Annotated in this window: 25 protein-coding genes; 7 read left to right on the top strand and 18 right to left on the bottom strand. The window is 47.5% G+C overall.

All coding sequences use genetic code 11. From position 1 onward, the window contains the following. On the bottom strand, positions 1-300 hold the full coding sequence (locus IEX60_RS08345; RefSeq protein ID WP_188749448.1) for an acylphosphatase: 300 nt from the start codon (positions 298-300) through the stop codon (positions 1-3). A 113-nt stretch (positions 301-413) separates the two neighbouring features. After that, positions 414-980 (bottom strand): AAA family ATPase, encoded by a 567-nt coding sequence (locus IEX60_RS08340; protein WP_188749447.1) that lies wholly within the window; start codon positions 978-980, stop codon positions 414-416. 220 nt (positions 981-1,200) lie between these two features. Here IEX60_RS08340 and IEX60_RS08335 point away from each other — a divergent pair, with 220 nt between their 5' ends. Both IEX60_RS08335 and IEX60_RS08330 read left to right on the top strand, forming a co-directional pair. Beyond that, entirely contained in the window at positions 1,201-1,857 is a 657-nt protein-coding gene (locus IEX60_RS08335; protein ID WP_188749445.1) for an HAD family hydrolase, read from the top strand. Positions 1,858-1,884: 27 nt separating this feature from the next. Next, positions 1,885-2,439, top strand: coding sequence for an NADPH-dependent FMN reductase (locus tag IEX60_RS08330; RefSeq protein WP_188749443.1), 555 nt, complete (start codon positions 1,885-1,887; stop codon positions 2,437-2,439). Positions 2,440-2,502: 63 nt separating this feature from the next. On the opposite strand, the gene IEX60_RS08325 is transcribed toward IEX60_RS08330, so the two are convergent. Beyond that, complete coding sequence (locus IEX60_RS08325) at positions 2,503-3,069, bottom strand: phosphoribosyltransferase (RefSeq protein ID WP_188749441.1); 567 nt, start codon at positions 3,067-3,069, stop codon at positions 2,503-2,505. Between the two features lie 339 nt (positions 3,070-3,408). Between IEX60_RS08325 and IEX60_RS08320 the strand changes: the two genes are divergently transcribed. Together IEX60_RS08320 and IEX60_RS08315 are read left to right on the top strand one after the other, a co-directional pair. Then, entirely contained in the window at positions 3,409-3,771 is a 363-nt protein-coding gene (locus IEX60_RS08320; protein ID WP_188749439.1) for a hypothetical protein, read from the top strand. Positions 3,772-3,923: 152 nt separating this feature from the next. Continuing rightward, a complete protein-coding gene (locus IEX60_RS08315; protein WP_188749437.1) occupies positions 3,924-4,448 on the top strand; it encodes an RNA polymerase sigma factor in 525 nt (174 codons plus the stop codon). Positions 4,449-4,469: 21 nt separating this feature from the next. On the opposite strand, the gene IEX60_RS08310 is transcribed toward IEX60_RS08315, so the two are convergent. Genes IEX60_RS08310 through IEX60_RS08300 form a run of 3 tightly spaced genes read right to left on the bottom strand, consistent with a single transcriptional unit; the run spans position 4,470 to position 5,580 of the window. Next, positions 4,470-4,910 carry a DUF421 domain-containing protein gene (locus tag IEX60_RS08310; protein ID WP_188749436.1) on the bottom strand — a complete coding sequence of 147 codons (441 nt, stop codon included), beginning with the start codon at positions 4,908-4,910 and terminating at the stop codon, positions 4,470-4,472. Position 4,911: 1 nt separating this feature from the next. Beyond that, positions 4,912-5,409 carry a hypothetical protein gene (locus IEX60_RS08305; RefSeq protein WP_188749434.1) on the bottom strand — a complete coding sequence of 166 codons (498 nt, stop codon included), beginning with the start codon at positions 5,407-5,409 and terminating at the stop codon, positions 4,912-4,914. Positions 5,410-5,418: 9 nt separating this feature from the next. Continuing rightward, a complete protein-coding gene (locus IEX60_RS08300) occupies positions 5,419-5,580 on the bottom strand; it encodes a hypothetical protein (RefSeq protein ID WP_188749432.1) in 162 nt (53 codons plus the stop codon). Positions 5,581-5,732: 152 nt separating this feature from the next. Here IEX60_RS08300 and IEX60_RS08295 point away from each other — a divergent pair, with 152 nt between their 5' ends. Next, positions 5,733-6,461, top strand: coding sequence for a YciE/YciF ferroxidase family protein (locus tag IEX60_RS08295; RefSeq protein ID WP_188749430.1), 729 nt, complete (start codon positions 5,733-5,735; stop codon positions 6,459-6,461). A 6-nt stretch (positions 6,462-6,467) separates the two neighbouring features. Here IEX60_RS08295 and IEX60_RS08290 read toward each other — a convergent pair whose 3' ends face one another. Beyond that, positions 6,468-7,244, bottom strand: a complete 777-nt coding sequence (locus IEX60_RS08290; protein WP_188749428.1) for an SDR family NAD(P)-dependent oxidoreductase — start codon at positions 7,242-7,244, stop codon at positions 6,468-6,470. Between the two features lie 94 nt (positions 7,245-7,338). Between IEX60_RS08290 and IEX60_RS08285 the strand changes: the two genes are divergently transcribed. Further along, positions 7,339-7,539 carry a KTSC domain-containing protein gene (locus IEX60_RS08285; RefSeq protein ID WP_188749426.1) on the top strand — a complete coding sequence of 67 codons (201 nt, stop codon included), beginning with the start codon at positions 7,339-7,341 and terminating at the stop codon, positions 7,537-7,539. 9 nt (positions 7,540-7,548) lie between these two features. On the opposite strand, the gene IEX60_RS08280 is transcribed toward IEX60_RS08285, so the two are convergent. After that, complete coding sequence (locus IEX60_RS08280; protein ID WP_188749424.1) at positions 7,549-9,087, bottom strand: FAD-dependent oxidoreductase; 1,539 nt, start codon at positions 9,085-9,087, stop codon at positions 7,549-7,551. Between the two features lie 172 nt (positions 9,088-9,259). Here IEX60_RS08280 and IEX60_RS08275 point away from each other — a divergent pair, with 172 nt between their 5' ends. Continuing rightward, on the top strand, positions 9,260-11,455 hold the full coding sequence (locus IEX60_RS08275; protein WP_188749422.1) for a bifunctional alpha,alpha-trehalose-phosphate synthase (UDP-forming)/trehalose-phosphatase: 2,196 nt from the start codon (positions 9,260-9,262) through the stop codon (positions 11,453-11,455). Here IEX60_RS08275 and IEX60_RS08270 read toward each other — a convergent pair. From IEX60_RS08270 to IEX60_RS08225, 10 genes are all read right to left on the bottom strand, one after another. Continuing rightward, positions 11,445-13,232 (bottom strand): glycoside hydrolase family 15 protein, encoded by a 1,788-nt coding sequence (locus IEX60_RS08270; RefSeq protein WP_188749420.1) that lies wholly within the window; start codon positions 13,230-13,232, stop codon positions 11,445-11,447. The two genes, IEX60_RS08275 and IEX60_RS08270, sit on opposite strands and share 11 nt — an antisense overlap. Positions 13,233-13,303: 71 nt before the next feature. Beyond that, positions 13,304-14,107 carry a metallophosphoesterase family protein gene (locus IEX60_RS08265; protein WP_188749418.1) on the bottom strand — a complete coding sequence of 268 codons (804 nt, stop codon included), beginning with the start codon at positions 14,105-14,107 and terminating at the stop codon, positions 13,304-13,306. 8 nt (positions 14,108-14,115) lie between these two features. Further along, positions 14,116-14,841, bottom strand: coding sequence for a nucleotidyltransferase (locus IEX60_RS08260; protein ID WP_188749416.1), 726 nt, complete (start codon positions 14,839-14,841; stop codon positions 14,116-14,118). A 54-nt stretch (positions 14,842-14,895) separates the two neighbouring features. After that, a complete protein-coding gene (locus IEX60_RS08255) occupies positions 14,896-15,405 on the bottom strand; it encodes a GNAT family N-acetyltransferase (protein ID WP_188749414.1) in 510 nt (169 codons plus the stop codon). A gap of 3 nt (positions 15,406-15,408) precedes the next feature. After that, positions 15,409-15,972: a thiamine diphosphokinase gene (locus IEX60_RS08250; RefSeq protein WP_188749412.1), complete on the bottom strand. Its 564-nt coding sequence runs from the start codon at positions 15,970-15,972 to the stop codon at positions 15,409-15,411. Positions 15,973-15,984: 12 nt separating this feature from the next. Further along, positions 15,985-17,166, bottom strand: coding sequence for a M20 metallopeptidase family protein (locus tag IEX60_RS08245; RefSeq protein ID WP_188749410.1), 1,182 nt, complete (start codon positions 17,164-17,166; stop codon positions 15,985-15,987). 15 nt (positions 17,167-17,181) lie between these two features. Next, on the bottom strand, positions 17,182-17,625 hold the full coding sequence (locus IEX60_RS08240) for an SPOR domain-containing protein (RefSeq protein ID WP_188749408.1): 444 nt from the start codon (positions 17,623-17,625) through the stop codon (positions 17,182-17,184). Between the two features lie 21 nt (positions 17,626-17,646). Then, positions 17,647-20,940: a preprotein translocase subunit SecA gene (gene secA, locus IEX60_RS08235; RefSeq protein WP_188749406.1), complete on the bottom strand. Its 3,294-nt coding sequence runs from the start codon at positions 20,938-20,940 to the stop codon at positions 17,647-17,649. Positions 20,941-21,104: 164 nt separating this feature from the next. Further along, positions 21,105-21,968 (bottom strand): 1,4-dihydroxy-6-naphtoate synthase, encoded by an 864-nt coding sequence (locus IEX60_RS08230; protein ID WP_188749404.1) that lies wholly within the window; start codon positions 21,966-21,968, stop codon positions 21,105-21,107. Between the two features lie 188 nt (positions 21,969-22,156). Continuing rightward, on the bottom strand, positions 22,157-22,420 hold the full coding sequence (locus IEX60_RS08225) for a hypothetical protein (RefSeq protein ID WP_188749402.1): 264 nt from the start codon (positions 22,418-22,420) through the stop codon (positions 22,157-22,159). Position 22,421: the final 1 nt, after the last annotated feature.

Here is a 22,421-nt window from a genome sequence, read left to right as displayed (position 1 = left end):
TCAGCCCCGTGATCTCCTGATGACCTCAAAGTTACGATAGTTTTTCATTTCGCCCTCCACTTGATCTACTTTTTCCACTTCGGCCCGTTCAGGGCCTTCACGGCACCAGTCGAGAAAAGACTCCAGTGCAAAATCGTCGCCCTCCGCCTCGATGTATACCGTGCCGTCGGGTTTATTGAAAGCGATTCCCTTTATACCCAGTTGGTCTGCGACCGCCTTGGTCGTTAGCCGGAAGTATACACCCTGTACCTTGCCGTATACGGTGATATCCAGGTGTCTGCGTTGTCGGTGTTCAGCCATGGCCTTCTTCTTGTAATTTCAACGAACAAATTTCATAAACTTTTTCCGCTGTTTGAATAAACGGTTGGAAACAGCTTCTTGGTCAACAAAAACTTCTTTCAGCTGCCTCTACGTTAACGTAAAAGTAACTTTTTGGTTGTATTTTTGATGATAAACTGAACTCTTTCTTCCAGGGAAACCTTTGGGATTTCGATCAAGGAATAGCCCAGGAGCATATACACATTTGCCATGGCTTCATAGGTAGCTTTCGCTTCTTCGAAAGATTGTTTCCGTTCGTTATCGACAGTATAGATTTCCGACCATGGCGGTGCAATGAATACACGTGGATGATATCGGTATGTTTTTGCAGCAGTCCATAGCGTATCGGAGATAGGAAGGTTGCACAACATCAGGTATCCGATTACATCAGGAAGTCCTCTGTCAAAGAACGTATGCGTGTTGTTATGCAGGGCTTGTCCATAATCGGCCACGGCCCTATTGAACATTTCCTTTGCAAACCCCTGTCGATCTGCCCAGGGGAGGTTGTTGCCGCCAGATTTAAGTTCCGCCTGAATGATGTGCCGCCCGGATTCTTGCACACAAGGATATCCGATTTGTCCGAGCCTTTCGATAAGGGATGTTTTGCCCATTCCGGGGCCGCCGGTTATGATCATTGCTTTTTCGTTTAATTGAATGTCCATGAAATGCCATTTTTGGAAATTTTAATAGAAATCTAATGCTTTCAGGTGTAGTTAAAGAGGTAGGTGTAATTAAAAATAAGGCTTTTTTTGGCACGTCAAATTTAGCAAAATTTATATTGATCTGCAAGCATCATAAGCAGTAGTCACCGGGCGGGTAATCTATCCAGGGTTCTGTAGAATGCCTGTATTTGCTATCTTTACCAAGTATTTTAAAAAGCATATGATAAAAAACTGGAAGGCCGTATTGTTTGATATGGATGGGACGCTTATAGATTCGGAGTGGTTCTATTACAAAGCGTGGAGGGCGGCTCTCAAAGCGTATGGCTTCGCACTTGGAAGTGAATTGTGGCTGAATGAGCTGGCTGGAAAAACCGATGGACAGGCTTTTGAGTTTCTGCGAAGTAAACACGGTTTTGAAGCAAACCGGGAAGAGTTCTTTGAACAGGTACGTGCGCACATCGCCCAACAGCACGAAGAGGAAACTGTGCCGTTAATGCCCGGTGCTAGTGATCTGATCCATTTTTTACACCAACGGGAGATCACCATGGCCGTAGTTACTTCCAGTAAGCGTGAAGTTGCCATCTATCATCTTGAGCGAAATGGGATCAGGCATTTCTTTTCCGTATTGGTAACACGCACGGATGTACAGTGGCCCAAGCCGAATCCAGAACCCTACTTGCGTTGCGTGCAAGAACTGGGCCTGGCAGGTGAAGACTGCTTGGTACTGGAAGATTCGTTAACGGGCACCGAAGCGGCTAATTCCGCCGGTCTAACCTGCTTTGGTGTACAATCCCATGAATCCATCCGGCAGATGTTGAATGTGGATCGCTCGTTTGATAATCTCCATGAAGTACGTGAATTCTTAGAGAAATTATAGTTTGTTACTAGTTAATCGATACAAAGCATGCGTAAAGTCATAGGAATACTGGCAGGGAGCCTTCGCAAGGAATCTTTTTCAAAGAAAATAGCCAGGGTCATCACTTCAATGGCTCCCAAGGGGTTTGAATTCAATATCATTCCGCTGGATGATCTTCCCGTTTACAACCCCGATTTTGACGACGAAAATAGGGTGCCTGAATCCTATGTTGTTTTCAGAAATGCAGTAAAGGCCGTGGATGGGGTCATATTTATCACGCCGGAATACAACCGTTCGGTTCCCGGTGTTTTAAAAAACGCCCTGGATATCGGATCAAGGCCCATGGGCAGCAGTGTTTGGAGTGGAAAGCCTGCCGCCGTATTTAGTAACTCTCCCGGGAATTTGTCGGCTTTTGGCGCAAATCATCACTTAAGGCAAAGCCTTGTTTTCTTAAACATGCCGACTATGCAACAACCAGAAGTTTACCTAGCCCAGGTAAAAGAACTTTTTGACGAATCGGAAAACCTGAAAAGCGAAGAAACCGAAGATTTCTTGCAGAAAGCGGTGAATGCCTATATCGATTGGTTTATGAAAGTTATTTAAAAGCGGCTGAGCATTTTGGGATCGGTTTTCGGCAAAAATGTCGGATCGCGTGGAAAACATAGTTTAGTCCTGTGGTTCATCATGTCTCGAATCGCTTACTAACTTCACCAACTCGTTGTCTGAGAAATCACCAAAGTGACGGTAGGCTTGGCCTACGGCGTAGAAATTACGGGGCTGCACCAGTATCACAATATCGTCTGCTTCTTTCAGCCGAAGGTCAAAGTGCATTCCTGAAACGGGAGCCGCAATAACTACGTTGGATGCCCCGCGTTTTCGACAGAGTTCCAATAGGGGTACAAGTGTAACTCCGGTAGCGATTCCGTCGTCTACAAGGATAACCGTTCGGCCTTCCATGGGTGGTAAGGGTTTATTCTGCCGATATTTATGGATACGCTCTTCGATTTCAGCCAACTGCCTGGCTACGATGGCATCAATGGATGCTGGGCTGAGTGCTTCCGCACGGCCTGGGTCTACATAACGTGTCCCGTCTTCGGCTACCGCCCCGAACCCGTATTCTGGATTTCCCGGATACGGCAATTTCTTGGCCATAATGGGATACAATTCGGCGTGTAGCCTACGGGCTACGTAGTAAGCAACTTCCACCCCACCACGTGCTACGCCGAAGACCAATTTTTGTCTCGGGGCTTTTACGAAGTTGGCACTCGTCAATTACTCAAAATGCAAAAAAATCTGGTGCCCAATGGCATCTATCAGTCCCTGCTCAACGCCATCCATTCATTTAAGCTTATGTCCGCTTCATAGCAAAAGCCTTTTTGGCAGGCTTGGGAGATGGGAATGCCCTCTCCTTTATATAAATCGCCCTTGTTAGTGTTCTCCAAGATGACAGTTTAACCCTAAAATTGTTGGTCGGAATTAAAAATAAGCCACTAAAAAAAATGATACTGCCAAACAAACCTGTCCCTGGAGGGTTAGAAAAAAGACAGGTTGCGGCGAAAGGAGGATAAGCTTGTGAGATTTACAATTCCTGATTTCACATTGTTGACGGAGCTGGCACCCAAGGCAGCTTCCTTAGCGGGTCGAGTGATAATTTTTCATTTTCCGACACACACTATTCTTGAGCTTTTGGAAGCCCAAAATCCGATACTTCGAACCATTAGCCCTCGCTATGAATGGGAGCGTGTCAACAAATATGGTGAAATTGAGCAGTTTGCTTTTATTGTGCACCGGTATGTGACGGATGACCTTAATAAAGTATTTGAGCAGGCTAAGGCTTGGTATGAGGGAGTATTGAATTCGTTTGACGAACAGCATGATGCAATCGATGATTTTCTTGATGTATGGGAAAGGCGTTCCGATGATCTGCCCAATTAGGGGTATCCCATGAAGTCCAGCATCCGATAAATTTTAAAAGAATTCAAACAATTTTGGCGTCTTTTTGTCTGCTTTTTTGCCAGCACATTGAAACCAAGGATACTAGACAGCGTGATAAAATGTTGAATTACTTTCTAATTAAAAATGAAGCTATGAATAAGATAGAATTTAGCAACAAAGTAGTCCAGGAAACAGGAGCATTAACCAGTTACGCACGGTATTTTACACGGGATCCGGAAAATGCGAGTGATTTGGTACAGGACACACTGCTAAAAGCGTTTTCTTATTACAACAAATTCAGAGAAGGAACAAATTTGCAGGCGTGGCTTTACACGATCCTCAAGAATACGTTTATCAATTATTACCGGAGGAAGGTTAAAACCAATTCCCTCATTGTCAAATCAGAGGCCCTCTCCTCTTCCGATCTTTACATGAGTTCGCTGCGCAACCAAGCTGAAGGAAAGTTTGTGATGAAGGATATTGAATATGCGCTTTCGAAGCTTTCTGAAGAATATTATTATCCGTTTACGATGTACTACGAGGGTTATAAATACCACGAAATTGCGGAGCAATTCCAAATTCCGATCGGAACAGTAAAAACGCGGATCCACATGGCCCGGCAGCAACTGAAAAAGACGCTAAAGCCTTATGCCAAAGCGGCAGACCGAAAGGTTTAAACAAATCTTGAAATTCCGTTGTTAGGAAGGTATAATTGAAATTTGTCCATCTCGTTCCAATACGGCATATTTTATTTGGTGCATCTGCTCCAGTCCGTGGCTGATGCGTGCTGCCTCCAGAATGTCTTCGGTATCGACTTTGGCTTCTTTCATCCTTCCTTTTAACGGTTTCCCGTGATCCACTAAAATTAGTGGGGTTCCCTCCAATAACCTGTCCAACTTCTTGTATTTTCCCTTTAGTTTTACAAAAGCGAGGTCAATACCCATCAGTACGGTGATCAATACAAGTGCGTTGGTGGTCGAAAAATCGTTGCCTAACAACGCCTGCTGTGTTGCTTCTCCAATAATCAACAATAGGACGAAATCAAATGTTGTCGTTTCGGCGAGGCTACGTTTTCCGAGTACGCGGAAAAGCAGCAAAAGAAACAGATAAAGGGCTGCGCCGCGAAGAATAAGTTCCATATCAGGGGTAAATAAAGTGTCTCAATTGAAAACGCTGTTTATTGACCAGCCATTCGCCAGTAACGTTTCCTGTCTTTTGGGGATTCAGGTAAAAGTGGACCGGTGTCTCCGTTGTTTTACCTGACTTAAAAGTGTAGCTGACATATCCGTTGGCAGTGGCCGTTTCGTATCCCTCCGGAATGACTTTTTCGACTTTGAAACGGTCGAGATACTGCAAGGGAATCCGGATTTGGATTTCTTCTTGACCGGCTATCGTCCACTGGACGTCCATTTCCTTTTCATAGCGTAAAAATCTTTCGTATTGAAGAGAGGTGCCGTTTTTTTCGATTTTTTTATTGCTTAACAATCCATTGCCAAATAGGCCGAGGGCGGTCAGGAAAATGATAGTCCCAATCAGTACACGACCTATTTTCTGAACCATCCAACCTTTCAATTGCTGGTCCAGTTTTTCTTCCAGCTCAAGCGAATGCTCGATTCTTTCGACGCCTGTTCGTTTCATGACCGGCCCTTATTCATCCTCCTCCTTCTCATCGGGCTCGTTGTGTGGTTGTGAATACGATGGGGGATCACTCGCAGGGAATGATTGCTCGATTTCTTCATCTAATTTCCGATCCTTTTCTTCCTTCTTTTTTTTGCTTTCCGCTTCTTTGGATTCTTTTTTATGTTGCATCACGTTATCATTTAAAATTTCAACCTGTTTGTGCAAGGATAACAAGCGATGTGGCATTCTGTTTTATCATGAAATTCTTAAAACCGACGACCTGCGCTTTTGTTAACTCATCACCGCAAGCAAAAAGAAACAGGTAACGAAATTATACGAACATGACAACCCAGGAAAAAGAAACGCCGTCTGGTTTGGAGCTCTTCTACCGGACCATGTTGCAGGAAATCTATTGGTGTGAACTGCACCTGCGCGACGTGTTGGATAACATGGAGGAACGTGCGGGTACGGACGAATTAAAGTTGGCCTTCCGTACCCATCGAGCGGAAACAAATGACCACATAGCCCGACTGGAAAAAATATTCTACCTCGAAGGCATGGGGGCACAACCCATCTTCTGCGTGGGCATGCAAGGGTTGTTTGATGAGGGGTGGCTGGTGATCGATGAGACGGAAGAGGGTTCAGCCCACCGCGATGCCGCATTGATTGTGGCTGCTCAGAAAGTGGAGCATTACGAGATTGCTGCTTACGGAAGCTTAAGCACCCTGGCAAAAACGCTGGGTTTTCAGGAAGCTGCAGACCTGCTGGAACAAACGTTGGCCGAAGAGAAGAAGACGGATGGAATACTTACCCAATTAGCCGAAAGTGATATTAACATCGACGCCAGTATTGAGCCGGTTAACAAGGAACAACTTTCCCCGCCCGATACGGGAAGCATTACGACGGAATCCGAACCGGCCATAGCCACTATGAAGGGTGCAATAAAAGGTATGGATGCCGGTGCGGGTTCAAAAGCTACCCAAGCGGGTAACGAGGCGGGTATCCCCGGATCGGCCGAAGCCCTTTTGGTGAATGACTCGGGAAAACCCAAAAGAACCAAAAGAACGTGAAATCGTCTATGCCCCCTGTCCGAGTAGGATCATTAATCCTCCATCCACCGCATAAGTAGTGCCTGTAACGTAAGCGCTTTCAGGTGAGGCAAGGAAAACAGCCACATTCGCCACATCTTCGGGTGTCCCCGCCCGTTTCATGGGAATGTGCTGTTCTTTTTCCTTTCTTATCTCTTGATTTTCCATGGCTTCTTGGTTCATTTCCGTCAATATCATTCCGGGAGCGATATTATTGACCCGGATGTTTTTATCGGCCAACTCCAGCGACAGGCTGCGGCTGAAATTCTTTATTGCCGCCTTTGAGGCATTGTAATCGGCATTTCCAGCGGTATTCACGTCTTCATGAATCGAACTGATGAAAATGATATTTCCCTCGGAATCAGGGTGTACGCGTTTGCGAAGGTACTCCCGACAGCAAAAGAAAGGGCCATATAGATTTGTTTTTAGGCACTTGTCAAATGTATCGGTATTCATTTCCGCGACCGGTACGTCGCTGCCGTTGACTCCGGCGTTGTTGACAAGGATATCAATCTTTCCGTATTGTCGGATAATCTCGTCAAATGCAGCCGTTACGCTGGTTTCGTCGCTTACATCCAGGTGCAGGCAGATGGCTTCCGAGCCCTGAGCTTGGATGTCTTCAGCCGTGCGTTTTCCCCCTTCTTCATCGGAGCGATAGGTAACCCCAACCTTTGCTCCTTCTGCACCGTATGCAAGCGCGATGGCCCGGCCAATTCCGGAGTCTGAGCCGGTAATCAGGGCTACTTTATCTTTCAGTCTGTCCATATGGGGAATAACAGCATGGCCTGGCGTTTGTTTCGGATTCAGTCATCGAAACAAACACGGGATTCCCGGCGTTATTCCCTATATACGAAAAGAAATGCCCTCCAGCGTCATCAAATACATGGATTACAAAGCGGAAACACACGTCTTGAAAATCATCTTCCAAACGGGAGCGGTCTATCGGTATTTTGACGTCCCCGAAGCGGTATACGTAGGACTCCGGCAGGCACGGTCAAAGGGACGCTATTTTAACAAGCATATTTCCGGTGTCTTTCCTTTTGAGCGGCTTTCTTCCTGAATCTGTGTATCAGCCGTTAGAAATAAGTGGAATGGCCCGCAGGTTCTCCCGGGGTGGCCCGGTTAACACATTCCCATAAACATCGTATCGTCCGCCATGACAGGGGCAATCCCAGCTTTTTTCCGCATCATTCCATGTCACCACGCACCCTGCGTGTGTACACACCGGGCTTAAGGCACGGATGTTTCCCTCGGGCGACTTGTACAGGGCGATCTTTTCCTGTTCATAGTTGACTACCGCGCCAGTTCCGGGGGGCAGCTCCGCCAACACATCCAGCTTCTCAGTGTTGATCCGGTCGGATACAAACCGATAGGCCACGTCTGCATTTTCCCGTATGAAATTCGTGAAACCGGCAACGGGCTTTATCCGCGACGGCGAAAAAAGGCCTTTGTAGGGATTTTCCCTGCCGAGAATCAGATCGGCCAATAATAACCCGGAAAAACTTCCAAATAAGATGCCGTTGCCACTGAATCCTGTGGCTACGTAGGTTTCTTCATCGGCTCCCGGAAGTTTGCCGATGTAAGGCAAACCGTCGGTGGGTTCGAAATACTGGGCGGACCACCGGTAATCAATCGACGATACCTGAAAGTGCGTTCGGACATAAGCTTCAAGCGTTTGGAAAGCATTGAGTGGTGATCCGTGCCCGGTTTTATGGTCGGCTCCACCGGCAATCAGGTACGGGACGCCGTTGACCACGTGTGTACGGAAATAATGGTAGGGTTCCTGCATGTCGTAAGCGGGGTTATCCGGATAATTACCATCGGTGAGTTGCAGTGCCAACACATAGCTCCGATACGGAGCACATTTCAAGTGGAGGATGTTCAATCCCGGTGGAATGTGGGTTGCATAGACGAGCTGCCGACTCCTGAAGGGGAGGCCGGTTGTCTCAATTTGATGGACGTCGCCCTTGCGCGCGCTGCCCATTACCCGGGTATGCTCCAGGATTATGCCTCCATTGCTGGTGAAACGATCTGCTAATCCATAGACATAGTTTAGCGGGTGTATTTGTGCCTGTTTGGTGTATGTAATGGCTTTCCGGAATTCCAGGGGTACGGGTATGTGCGTCGCAGGTTCCACTTCCACCCCCGCACGTCGGGATGCCGCATATATTTTCTCCAGTTCGGCAGCTTCCTTTTCGGTTTCGGCAAATAGAAATCCGTCTTTGTATTCAAAGTCACAGGCAATGCCGTAATTGGAAACATTTTGAGCAATGAGGTCCCGTGCTGCCCGCGCCGCATGGGCCGCGATCTTTGCACCTGACGGGCCGAAATTGCTTTCAATGGTATGATAAGGCGTATCTAGCATCGTGTTGATATGCGCAGTAGTGCCTCCGGTGGTGCCAAAACCTAGGGTGTGCGCTTCTACGAGTGCACAAGTTAAGCCGGCTTCCTGCAGCAGCAGTGCCGTAGTCAGTCCGGTGATGCCGCCCCCCACAATCAGCGCATCCCAAGTCTGGTCAGTCGCTGCATTGGAGGTTTTCACCGATGTGTCAGGGACTGCAATCCCCTGTTGCCACAGGCTGGGCAACGTGCCATCTCTTGTACCCATAATGATCGTTTTCTGTGATAACAGGGAGAGATTGGGATTGTTTAGATTAAAAAAAAGGGCCAAAAAAAACCTAAACTTTTGGAGGTTTGCTTGTTTATCATTATATTAGGAAGGTTCAACTATCCGTATTTATGCAGGCATGGGAGCGTGCATATCAACAGTAAAAGCAGAAGTGAGTAAGACTATCATTGTATCCAATCGTTTACCCATCAAAATTACCGAAGATGAACAGGGCTATGCGCTACAACCCAGCGAGGGGGGGCTGGCAACCGGGTTGGCTTCCATACATGCACAGGGAGACAATAGCTGGATCGGTTGGCCGGGTATTTCAATCAGCGATCCGCAACAACGGGCGTATTTTACCTCAGCCTTAAAAGAGAAGCGATTGGTTCCACTTTTCTTAGATGAAGAAGAAATCAAGGGGTTTTACGAAGGGTTTTCCAACGAGGTGTTGTGGCCCATTTTTCATTATTTCCCTAATTATGCCAATTATAGCCTACAAAATTGGGAAACATACGTCCGCGTTAATCATAAGTTTCTGGAGCTGATTTTACGGGAGGCCGGGCCGGATGACACCATTTGGATTCACGACTATCAACTATTGTTGCTTCCGGGCATGCTGCGGAAAGCCCTGCCGGATGCGTCGATCGGTTTTTTCCAGCATATTCCGTTTCCATCGCAGGAGTTATTTCGACTCATCCCTTGGCGGAAAGAATTATTGGAGGGCATGTTGGGAGCCGACCTGCTTGGCTTTCATACCTTTGACGATGTCCGTCACTTTATCAGTTCGGCCACCCGTCTGATCGGAACAAACAATAACGCCAATCGGCTCGAAGTAGATGGCCGGCCGGTTTTTGTTGAGCCTTTTCCCATGGGGATCGATAGCAAGCGTTTTTCGGATTTATCATCGGCTGAGGCGGTTAAGAATCGGGTTGCCGAGTTGAAATCCAATTTCAGCGGACAGAAAATCGTTCTTTCCATCGACCGTCTGGACTACAGTAAAGGCATTCTCCAGCGGTTGGAGGCATTTGAGCTGTTCCTCCGTGAGAATCCGAATTTCCATAAAAAGGTGACGTTGTATATGATTGTGGTGCCCTCGCGTGATACGGTGCCTCACTATCGTGAGCTCAAGGATCAAATAGATCGCTTGGTGGGTCACATCAACGCACAATATGGGGCTTATGACTGGTATCCGGTGGCGTATTTCTATCACGGATACCCCATAACCGAAATATCCGCTGTTTACAATGTCGCTGACGTATGTTTGGTGACCCCCATGCGCGATGGGATGAATTTAGTAAGCAAAGAGTATGTCGCCAGCAGAAAAGATGAAACCGGTGTATTGATCTTGAGTGAGATGGCAGGCGCTGCCAAAGAACTGATTGACGCCGTCATCGTAAACCCGAATAATATCCACGATATCCGAAACGCCTTGTTAACCGCACTGAATATGCCGCTGGCCGAAATGAAAAAGCGGATGAAATCCATGCAGGCCATCGTATTCAAATTTACGGTGCAACACTGGGCAACCTTATTTATGAGCAGACTACAAGAGATCAAAAACGTACAATCAACCACCAAAGCGAGATTGGTGGGAGCGAGCATTGAAGAACAAATCATTACACAATATAAAGATGCCAGCAGCCGCCTATTGCTGCTTGACTACGATGGCACATTGGTCGGATTTCAGGATGATATCGATAAGGCATCGCCGGATGAGGAGCTCTATCAGCTGCTCGATACGCTGGAAGGGGATATCCTGAATCACTTGGTGATCATCAGCGGAAGAAAGCATAGTACACTCGAAAAATGGTTTCAGGGCAGGAACTATAGTTTGATTGCCGAACACGGGGTGTGGACCAAGGAACCGGGTACCGAATGGAGACTTAAAAGCGGACTTTCCAACAGTTGGAAAGACGAGGTAGGTTCACTCATGGAAGCATTCGCTGACCGTACGCCGGGTGCTTTTGTCGAAGAAAAAAGTTTTTCGCTTGCCTGGCATTACCGCAAGGTACAGCGGGACCTGGGCCCGCTGCGTGCACATGAGCTGATCGATAGCCTGCGTGATTATTCAGCAGCTTATGGATTGCAACTTCTGGATGGCGATAAAGTGGTGGAAATACGGAGCGCCGAAGTAAATAAAGGCCGTGCAACCTTAGACATCCTTCATGAAAACCGGTATGACTTTATCCTTTCGATTGGCGATGACCGTACGGATGAGGATACGTTTCAGGTGCTACCACCGGAAGCATGCACCATTAAAGTGGGAACAGAAGTGTCTGCAGCGAGGTTTTACCTGAAACAGCAATCCGATGTACGGGCATTGCTCAAGAAGCTGGCAGCAATTTCGGCTGCTCCTACCCAATAAAAATAGGGCGGTCCAGTTTCATTGAAATGCGGTATGCAGCATTCATCAACCCTACATGGCTGTATGCCTGCGGGAAATTACCCCATTGACTTCCGTTAGACTCATCGATGTCTTCACTGAAAAGCATCAGGTGATTGGCGTAGGTCAATAACCGTTCGAACGTTTCAACGGCTTCATCGATACGCCCTACACAGGCCAATGCCTCTACATACCAAAACGCACAGATCAGAAAGGTGGATTTCGGTTTGCCGAAATCATCTGCATGCAGGTAGCGATAGAAAAGTCCCTGCGGCGTTTTCAGTTCACGTTCCAATGCTTCCAGGTGGGCACGGGCTTTTTCGGATGCCGGATCGAGGTAGTGCATCATAATCAGTTGCAAGGTGCTGGCATCCAGGTAAGGGCTGCCGGCCGCATTGGCGTAGACCTTACGCTTGCTATCGTAGCAGGCTTCAATATGATATGCAGCACGCTTCATCAATGTTTCTGCCCGGCTCATCAATTGCGGGTCGTCAATGACTTTCCCAATTTTATAAGCCGCTGAACTGCCTGCCCACTGGAAAAGATTGGAATAACAGTGATGGTTCGCAAAATTCCGGAACTCCCAGATGCCCGCATCTTTTTCATCAATGGTTTTTTCGATTTTCTGGAGGATGTAATCGACCCAACGGCCGGTGTCCGAACGTTCTTTAAATACAAAGCGGTAATCGGTATAGAGGGGAAGCAATGCAATCATCGCCTGTCCATATACATCGTTCTGAATGTGTTCGTAGGCTTGGTTGCCGATACGCACAGGCTTGTTCCCCATGTATCCCTCCAGGTTGTCCAAAATGTGCTCCGTTAATTCGAACTGGCTGTTTATTCCATAAAGGGGTTGTAACCTTCCCCGATCGGCATGCGTGATGTTGGTAATGTAATGGGCATACAATTCCATTTCTTCAAATTGGCCAATGTGGTTCAGAGCCGTAATTACGTAATAGCTGTCGCGCAGCCAGCAGTAGCGATAATCCCAGTTGCGGCCGCTGCCCGGATGTTCGGGCAGGCTGGTGGTTCCTGCGGCAATAATAGCACCTGTATCTTCATATTGGTGTATTTTTAACGCAAGAGCCGACCGGATAACCGAGGCTTGGTAAAACGGGGCAATGGTTGCATGCTTGATCCAGGTACGCCAGTAGCCGATTGTTTCCCGGAGAAAATGCTCCACGGTATGTTCAAGGGGCGCCTCAAGAGGTTGCCCGTAAGTGAGTACTAAATATTTGGGTTCACTCAGCACAAAAGATTGTTCTCCAAAGAAATGGCTAATGGAGACATTGGTTGTGAGCCGCATTTGCTCGATCCCGTTGCTGAATTCCACGTGATTACTCCCTCTGAATTTCTGGAAAGATTGTTGGCCGTAATCAGATACAGGTTCGCAAATCACGCGGATGCGGGGGTTATTGTCCAGCGGTTCGATCTTACGGATCAACATCAAAGGCTTAAAATACCGTTCGTACTGCCGGAACCGGGGAGCAAAATCGGTAATCCGATAGGTGCCGTCGGCCGTCGTGACTTCCGTGCGCAGTACATTGGTGTTTTCGATGTAATATTGGTTGGTCGTAAATTCACCTACCGGCCGGATGGAAAACTGTCCTCCCTTTTTGGAGTCGAGAAGACTTCCAAAAACAAACGAACTATCAAACGAAGGCCAACATAACCAAGAAACATTCGTATCTTTTTGGATGTGGGCCAAATACGCACAATTTCCGATGATTCCGCTGTTATAGACATGTCGTTTTTCCATACGTTTTGTTCGTGAGGTGTTTCAAGAAAGGTGTAAGATACGATCCGTAGCCCAAAAATAAAAAAACACGATTACTTAATGGGTAATCTTTCGAACGTATCGGGCACTTCGTCGACTTCAATTTCGAGTAAGTGGAATGGATGAGGTTTTCCCTGGCGGGCAAGAACCGGTAATGAAACATTCCACACTTTGGTACCATCGGGTGTTTCCCCCTCGTATTGCCCCATATGGGCGTGCCCATGGAATACGGCGGCTACCGTTGTGCGCTGAAGCGGTTCAAGCAACCGGGACGAACCGAGGAACGGATAGATCTCTCGTGGCTCGCCTTCCACCGTTTCGGGAATCGGCGCATAGTGCATGACGGCTATTTTGGTTACTTTTCCCCGATGCTGTCCCAGCCGCGACAAGGCGCGTTCCAACTTCAGCCCTTCGTCAACCGCTTCCTGCACAAACGACTTCATCATGTCTTCGCCGAACCGTGCGAGCATACGTGGGCCAAACCCGCCACCGAATCCTTTGATGCCTGCAAATCCAATCCCCTCGATCACCGTTGATTCTCCGTCCAGCACCTGCATATTGGCTTGGGAAAGAATTTCTTTGATAATTTTATGGCGTCCTTTTTCATAATCGTGATTGCCCAATACGCCGACGATGGGAAGATGGTTACCCTGCAACTCTTCGGTAAACAGAGTGGCTTCATCCTCGTCCCCCGTATCGGTAATATCGCCCGCAATCACTAGGATATCCGCTTCCCGGTTAATTGCGGCGAAATAGTCTTTCCATTTCCCCCGATCTGTGTCGCGCACATGCAGATCACCGATAGCGGCTATTCGTATGCGTTTTTTCGTTTCTGTTTTTTTCGTTTCTGTTTCCATACTACGTTTTATACTGTCTTTATGGTATATGCCTTATAGTTCCATGCTTTGATATCCACCTCATATTGTGTTTGGTCAATAAGCGGTCCCTGGCACACCCGTTCAAGGGAGGGAGGCAGCTCGTACTGTTCTTTGGCGCGGTCAAGCAGGTCGTAAAACAACCAATCGGGCACGATGCTGCGATAATCGGATGGATACACGAATTGAAAGATCAATAGCTGTGCCAGTAGTAAATGCCAATGAGTATCCAGCCGCTTCCAAAGCCGCGTCCAATCCAGCCGATGACCTGCCTTTAGCAGCAAATGGTTGACGTCTGCACCATCGTAGCGCTCTCTGTTCTGCACATATATTTTACACCAGATCAGCTCTTCAGGGGGGATGTATTTAACGGGTATGCCGTGGAATTCACCCTCTTCCGCATGTTCATACCAGGTATCGTCTACTTTACAGATGTTATTGACGGTATCAAAAATGATATCGATGAAATAATCGTCCTTAAATACCTTGGCCAGCCACCGCGAATCCGTCAATTCGGTGCGATAGCCATTGTCGGCAAAACATTTTAAGATTTTGGGATATTCCTGAGGCCGGCAGAAGATGTCCAGATCTTTGGTAGCCCGTGGCACGCCCGTATAGTGAACTACGGCATACCCGCCGCCGATCATAAATTCACACTGGCAATTCTGTAATACCGTTAAGGCGTTGCAATAAATCGTACTAATTTTTTCGTTCATCAGCTTTCATGGGCTATTGCACTTCTTGAAGAGATGCCCCATGATGAGAGACAATCAGAGGGATGTCATTGTTTGGCACTTTTGCATGATGTAATCATTCAACGTATAGCCATGGTATGGGATATCCACCTCGGATACTACCTTAAAACCTTGCCGTTCATAAAATGTCTTTGCAGGATTATGACGATAAACATTTAATTCCAGGCAGTGGATGCCTACTGCTGATGCCAGCATTTCCACATGGTTAATCAGCTGCCTACCGGTTCCTTTTCCCTGTTCCGCCGGTAAAACGTACAGCTTTTCGATCCGCATAATGGATTCCGCCGGTTTAGCTTGAAAGCCGACGAATCCCACTGCGGTACCGTTTCTCACGGCAAACACAAACTGTTGGCCATTTTTCAGCTGATCCAATAAGGCCGATTCGGAATACATCAATTCCAGCATCAGACTAATCTGCCCATGAGGCAACAAGTCGCGGTAAGTAGGCCACCAAATTGCATGGGCCAATGTGCTGATTGTCGGTACATCGGCCGATGTGGCTGCTTGAATCTCTGTTTCGTTCATGCGTTAAATCTGTTCGCCTACCAAACCATGGGACTGGTCAAAATGGATGGAATAAAAGCCATCGTGCGCAGTAATGTATTCATTTTCCCCGGTTTGCTGTAACCCCTTGGTCTCAATTACCTGATTGCTGTGGAGAAACACCGATTCCCCTTTTGGTTTCCACTTTGTAAATCCGGATTTGACGACGAAAGTCCTTCTGCCGTTGCTTAAAAGGACTACCTGAATTTTCGCTGCATACCGGAGGAGCAGGTTAGGGTCCACATCTGTTGATAGAATGTTCGCGGCGCGGCACCCCCGTTTTATCAAATAGGTAAGAGCAATATCCAAAAACGACGTAGTCAGGGGTAAGACAAAGACATGATCCTGGGAGAGGTCCGCTGGTTCATCGGTTACCAACACATCTACTTTAATACCTAACTGCACAACGTGTTCCAGGTTACGCCCATCCGTAATGACAATCGGATTCCATTCCAATAACTGGTTTAGTAAAGATGATGGGATACGATCTGTTGCCGCAATGATCAGTGCAGGTTCCTGGTCTTCTTTGACAATGTGATGCGAAGACATGGCGGTATACCCTTAATTACCCAATTGCCGTAACGCAATATAGGCCATCAGTCCCGTGCTGAGTGCTAATGCATTTTCATCGATATCAAATGTTGGCGTGTGCACCGCCGAAGTGATACCCTTTGCCTCGTTACCGGTACCCAGGCGATAAAAACAGGCATTGGTTTCCTGCGAGTAATAGGCAAAGTCCTCTCCCGCAAGCCAAAGGTCAAGGTCAATTACATTTTCTTTGCCGAGGAATTCTTCCGCGTAGCCCCGGACTTCGGCGGTTAATTTTTCCTCGTTCACCAGAAAAGGGTATCCAACCCGGATGTCAAAATCGCAGGTAGCACCCATGCTTTCAGCGATGCCTGTTGCCATTTTTTTCATGCGTTTGTGGGCCTCTTTACGCCATTTTTCGTCAAATGTGCGAAAGGTACCTTCCAGGTACACCTCATTCGGGATTACGTTTGTGGCACCATTGGCTATTACTTTGCCAAAAGACAGAACCGTGGGCATTCTGGGATCGGCAATGCGGCTTATAACCTGCTGTAACGCTGTAATGATGTGAGCGGTAATAACCACAGGATCTATGTTCTGCTGTGGCTGTGCCCCGTGGCCCCCTTTTCCCGTTACGGTTACATACAATTCGTCGGTCGATGCCATGTACTTTCCGGCCCGGAAGCCAACCTTGCCGATCGGAATGGCGGGCATCACGTGCTGGCCAATGACTGCTTGGGGAGCAGGATTCTGCAACACTCCCTCTTTAATCATCAAACTGGCACCGCCGGGCAGCCGCTCCTCTCCCGGTTGGAAAATCAATTTAACCATCCCTCCGAAATCCGCTTTCAGCGACTGCAGAATACGGGCGGTACCCAATAAAGAGGAGGTATGTACATCGTGACCGCAGGCGTGCATGACACCCGCTCGTTTCGAACCGTATTCCCGACCGGGTATTTCGATAATGGGTAGGGCATCCATATCTGCCCGTAGTGCAACTACCCGGTCAGAAGGGCGTTCGCCGCTTATGTAGGCCACGACTCCCGTATTTGCCATGGAGATATGGGGTATTCCCAGCTTATCCAGTTCAGCTTTTACAAATGCAGACGTCTCATATTCTTCGAATGACAGCTCGGGATGTTGGTGAAGGTGCCTCCGGTTGGCTACTGTCTCTTCATGGATTTGCGTCGCAATTGAGCTGATTTTATCCCTCATTACCTCTCTTTTTTCTTATTGGTATACGTATATCTCTTCGGTAAAGATAAATACGTTATTAAACTGTTTCCGCAGGCCCTGCATAAGATCCTGGGCTTCACTCCGGCTTCGGAAATCGCCCACCTTTACACGATAATTGGGTTCTTCGTAAGTTATGTAGGTGTCAATATCCTTGTAGAGGGCTTTGAAGCGGGCTTGTTCGGCATAAGCCTCCGAGCGGTTCGCCCCGGAATAGATCTGAACCCGAAACCCCATGGCTGTGGAGCGCGTCGCATTTTTCTTATCTACGGGTGGCTTGCTAGTTGACCCAGCCAGGATATTTGTGCCCATCCGGTTCCGTTGCATCAGGCTGATGAGCGGATCGGCCACCACCTCTACCGCTCCCCGCTGTTGGGCATAGCCCACAGATCCGGAAAAACAGATCAATAAACCGATGAGCGCCAAACCTATTTTAACCATAGTATTTATGTTTTTCGTTTCCTATGCACCGTGGCAATTTTTGTATTTTTTTCCGCTTCCACAGGGACAAGGATCGTTTCTTCCTACTTTTTGCTCGTTGCGGACAGGCTGTGTGCGCTGTATTTCGCGGGTATCTTCAACCGGTGCGCTGCCTCCTCCAGAGGCTACTAACTCGGGTTTCGATGTTTTTACCCGTGCTTCCTGCCGGGGCAGCGGCCGTGCTTCACGCACATCCTGTGGTTGCTGGTTGGGGATTTCGCCTTTGAACAAGAATCCAACCACATCTTTATTCATGTTAACCAGCATTTCCTTGAACAGGTTGAACGCCTCCATTTTGTAGATGATAATGGGGTCTTTTTGTTCATATACCGCATTTTGCACGGATTGTTTCAGCTCATCCATATCTCTGAGATGCTCTTTCCAAGCCTCGTCGATCAATGCCAGGACAACACCTTTTTCAAAAGATTTGAAGACTTCCTTGCCGCCGGACTCGACAGCTTTTTTAAGGTTTGTAGCTACTTGGATACCGCGTAAGCCATCCGAAAAGGGAACCACAATGTTTTCGATTTGCCCGCCCCGCGTCACAAACACATCCGTTAAGACAGGCAGTGTCTGCTTGGCAATTTTTTCTGCCTTTTCGTGGTAGTACCTAATGACCTGTGCAAAGAGCTTGTCTGTAAGCGTTGCAATGTTGCTTTGTGCAAATTCATCGGCGTCAATATCCGGATCAACTGAGAAAATACGGATTACTTCCAGTTGGAACTCCTCGTATGTGCCGGCTTCTTTGCTGGCAGCAACCAGTTCTTCTACCACATCGAAAATGGTATTGTTGAGATCCACATCCAAGCGTTCACCAAACAACGCGTTTTTACGTTTGGCGTAGATTACCGTACGCTGAGAGTTCATCACATCGTCATACTCTAACAGGCGTTTCCGGATGCCGAAGTTATTTTCCTCTACCTTCTTTTGTGCCCGTTCGATGGATTTGGTAAGCATGCTATGTTGCATAACTTCACCTTCCTGTACACCCATGCGCACCATGATGTTGGAAATCCGCTCAGAGGCAAATAAACGCATCAGCGGGTCCTCAAGCGATACAAAGAATTGAGATGATCCTGGGTCTCCCTGACGTCCTGCACGTCCACGCAACTGCCGGTCTACACGGCGTGATTCGTGTCGTTCCGTACCGATGATCGCCAGACCTCCAGCTTCCTTAACTCCGGGGCCTAGCTTGATGTCTGTACCACGGCCTGCCATGTTAGTCGCAATGGTTACCATGCTCGGTTGTCCCGCTTCGGCTACGATATCTGCCTCACGTTGGTGCAGCTTTGCATTCAGCACGTTATGTTTTACCCCACGCAATTTGAGCATGCGGCTCAGCAACTCGGAGATTTCCACGGAAGTAGTACCCACAAGCACCGGCCGCCCCTCTTGGGTAAGCCGATGGATTTCCTCAGCGACAGCGTTGTATTTTTCACGGGCCGTACGGTAGATCAAATCGTGGCGGTCCTCACGTTGAATCGGTACATTGGTCGGAATTTCGACCACATCCAATTTGTAAATCTGCCAAAGTTCCCCTGCTTCTGTAATTGCTGTACCGGTCATACCCGCCAGCTTATGATACATGCGGAAGTAATTCTGTAAGGTGATCGTAGCATACGTTTGGGTTGCGTCCTCGACCTTCACATTTTCCTTGGCCTCGATGGCTTGGTGCAACCCGTCTGAATAGCGGCGGCCCTCCATGATACGGCCCGTCTGTTCATCGACGATCTTAACCTTGCCCTCGTCAATGATATATTCGTCATCCCGCTCGAACAGGGTATAGGCTTTAAGTAATTGATTGACGGAGTGAATACGTTCAGATTTCACGGAAAAGTCACGCATTAACTCCTCTTTTTTAGCTAACTTTTCTTCAGGACTAAGGCTTGACTTTTCGATTTCCGCCACATCCGTCCCCACATCAGGCATAATAAAGAAATTAGGATCTTCTCCCGAAGCGGTAATCAGCTCAATGCCTTTTTCGGTGAGCTCTACCTGATTATTTTTCTCGTCGATGACGAAATATAACTCGGCATCCACCTTGGGCATGTTCTTGCTTTGTTCCTGCAGGTAGTAGTTTTCCGTCTTTTGGAGAACTTGACGGTTGCTACCTTCACTGAGAAATTTAATGAGTGCTTTGTTTTTGGGTAGCCCGCGGTGTGCACGTAACAGGGCCAATCCACCACCTTCTACGCTGGTGTCTCCTGCGGCAATTGCTCTTTTAGCGTCATTCAATACACCGTTAATGAATGCTTTCTGTGTATTGACCAGGCGCTCGATACGCGGTTTAAGTTCATAAAACTCATGCTGGTCGCCCCGAGGTATCGGTCCTGAGATGATCAGGGGAGTACGGGCATCGTCAATCAGTACGGAGTCCACTTCGTCCACCATCGCAAAATGTAGCTTCCGTTGTACCAATGCATCGGGCGATTGCGCCATGTTGTCACGCAGGTAGTCAAAGCCAAATTCGTTGTTGGTACCGAACACGATATCCGCGGCATACGCATTCCGCCTGGCTGGTGAATTGGGTTGGTGTTTATCAATGCAATCGACCCGCAGGCCATGGAATTCAAACAGGGGACCGTTCCACTCGGAGTCCCGACGGGCCAGGTAGTCATTCACCGTTACGATATGTACTCCCTGGCCGGATAGGGCGTTCAGGTAAGCGGGGAGTGTACCCACCAAAGTCTTTCCTTCCCCGGTAGCCATTTCGGCGATTTTACCTTCGTGTAACACAATCCCTCCGATCAGCTGTACGTCGTAATGGATCATGTTCCACGTCACCTCGTTTCCGGCCGCGATCCATGTATGTTTCCAAAGAGCCTTATCGCCCACTATCTGTACATGAGGTTTTGAAGCCGCTACTTCGCGGTCAAAGTCTGATGCGGTTACCTCAAGTTCTTCGTTCTCTGTGAAGCGGCGTGCCGTTTCCTTCACGACTGCAAAGGATTCAGGCAGGATTTGCATTAAGACTTCTTCCAGTTTTTGATCCCGATCTTTACCCAACTTGTCGACCTTATCATAGAGGGCCGTTTTTTCGGTCATATCGATTCCCTCTTGTTCAGCCTCTCCTTTCAATGACGCGATTTCCGCATCAATGTCAGCAAGATATTCAGTGATACGGCGTTTAAAATCGATTGTTTTTGCACGGAGTTCATCGTTGGTAAGGGATTCCAGCTTCGCATACTCCACTTTGATTTTCTCGACTAACGGATAGATATGTTTGATGTCCCGCTCGGACTTACTACCAAATATTTTACTTAAAAATGTTAACATCAGTTGTTTTCTCTAAATGACATGCCATATGCTCAATAATAGCACCAAAAGACCATTACCGCCATTATGGCATAATTGGCAAAGTTAGTTATTAGATTTGAGATTTGGGACATCAGACTTGAGACAGTGGCTGTCAGCTGACGGTAGGCAGTCAGAACAAGCGCCTAAGATAGAAATAAATCATGGGTTGTTTGGGGGATCAGTTCCAATTCCCATGCTTTGTTAAAAAGTGTCCGGATTGCCGTTTTGCCTTCGTCTCCCAACGACACGGAAAACCGGTTGACATATAGTTCAATGTGTTTGTACATCACTTCTTCACTCATTTCCTGCGCATGTGAACGTATAAAATCAAGGCCGGATTTTGGGTTGGCGAACGCGTATTCTACGCTTCTGCGGATCACGCGATCAATTCGGTGTTGTATTTCTTCCGGCAGTTGCCGCTTCGCCACGATCCCACCCAGCGGGATAGGTGCCCCCGTGGTGCGCTCCCAATAATCGCCGAGATCCCTAATTTTATACAGGCCTTTCTCTTGGTAGGTAAAGCGGTTTTCATGGATAATGAGTCCAAGATCGATACGCTCGTCAAGGAGTGCCTGCTCGATAGCTGAAAACACCATTTCCTGTTTATTTGTCAATGTAGGGAATGCTAACCCCAGCAGGAAATTTGCGGTCGTATAGCGTCCGGGGATGCCCACCAACCACTCGTCACCGGCCGCCGATACCCGATCACTGTTCTCCGACAACCCTTCTATCAACTCATGCCGTTTGCAGATCAACAAAGGCCCGACACCAAAGCCGAGCGCACTTCCCGAATTCAGCAGTACATATTTTTCAACGGCATAAGCATATGCATGATAACTAAGTTTCGTGATATCCAATTCGCCGTTGAAGGCTTTGTGGTTTAACGTTTCTACATCGTCATAGTGCACTTCAAAGTCCAGCCCCTCGGTATCGATTTTATGGTGGATCAGTGCATCGAAGATGAACGTATCATTTGGGCAGGGAGAAAAGCCGAGACTTAATTTCATTAGAAAATAATTATTCTTTAATAGCCTAATGGAACCTGTATTTTCATCGCCTTTTGTGTATAGGCGCTGACATGGCAGGTTTCATCTGTAAATAATTTTATTCCATCGGTCAGATGGAGCTTATCCTATTTTAAAATTTACATTTCCTTGTGTGATAAAAATGAAATTTTAAACGTGGACGGTTCATATCAATTCAACGGCAGCTTTTGGGTAAAAATCAACAACATCGCCAGCACAAAGGTAATTAAAATCACGCCACGTGCCCTCTGCTCAAACCCTTTCCGGTAGAGATAACGGACAACCAATAGGTTAATTAACGCTGCGATGACATATAAACCCAGCGATTTGAATCCGAGGAGCATAGGTAGAGAAGTAAATTTCGTTACTATATGAGCAATTGTGGGAGCCAACATCCCGATACCCAGTCCCGAAAGAAAAGAATTTAGCCACATT

This window comes from Parapedobacter defluvii, from assembly GCF_014642075.1.
Classification (GTDB): Bacteria; Bacteroidota; Bacteroidia; order Sphingobacteriales; family Sphingobacteriaceae; genus Parapedobacter; species Parapedobacter defluvii.
Note: the sequence above shows the minus strand (reverse complement) of the source record. Positions and strands in the feature narration are given on the sequence as shown.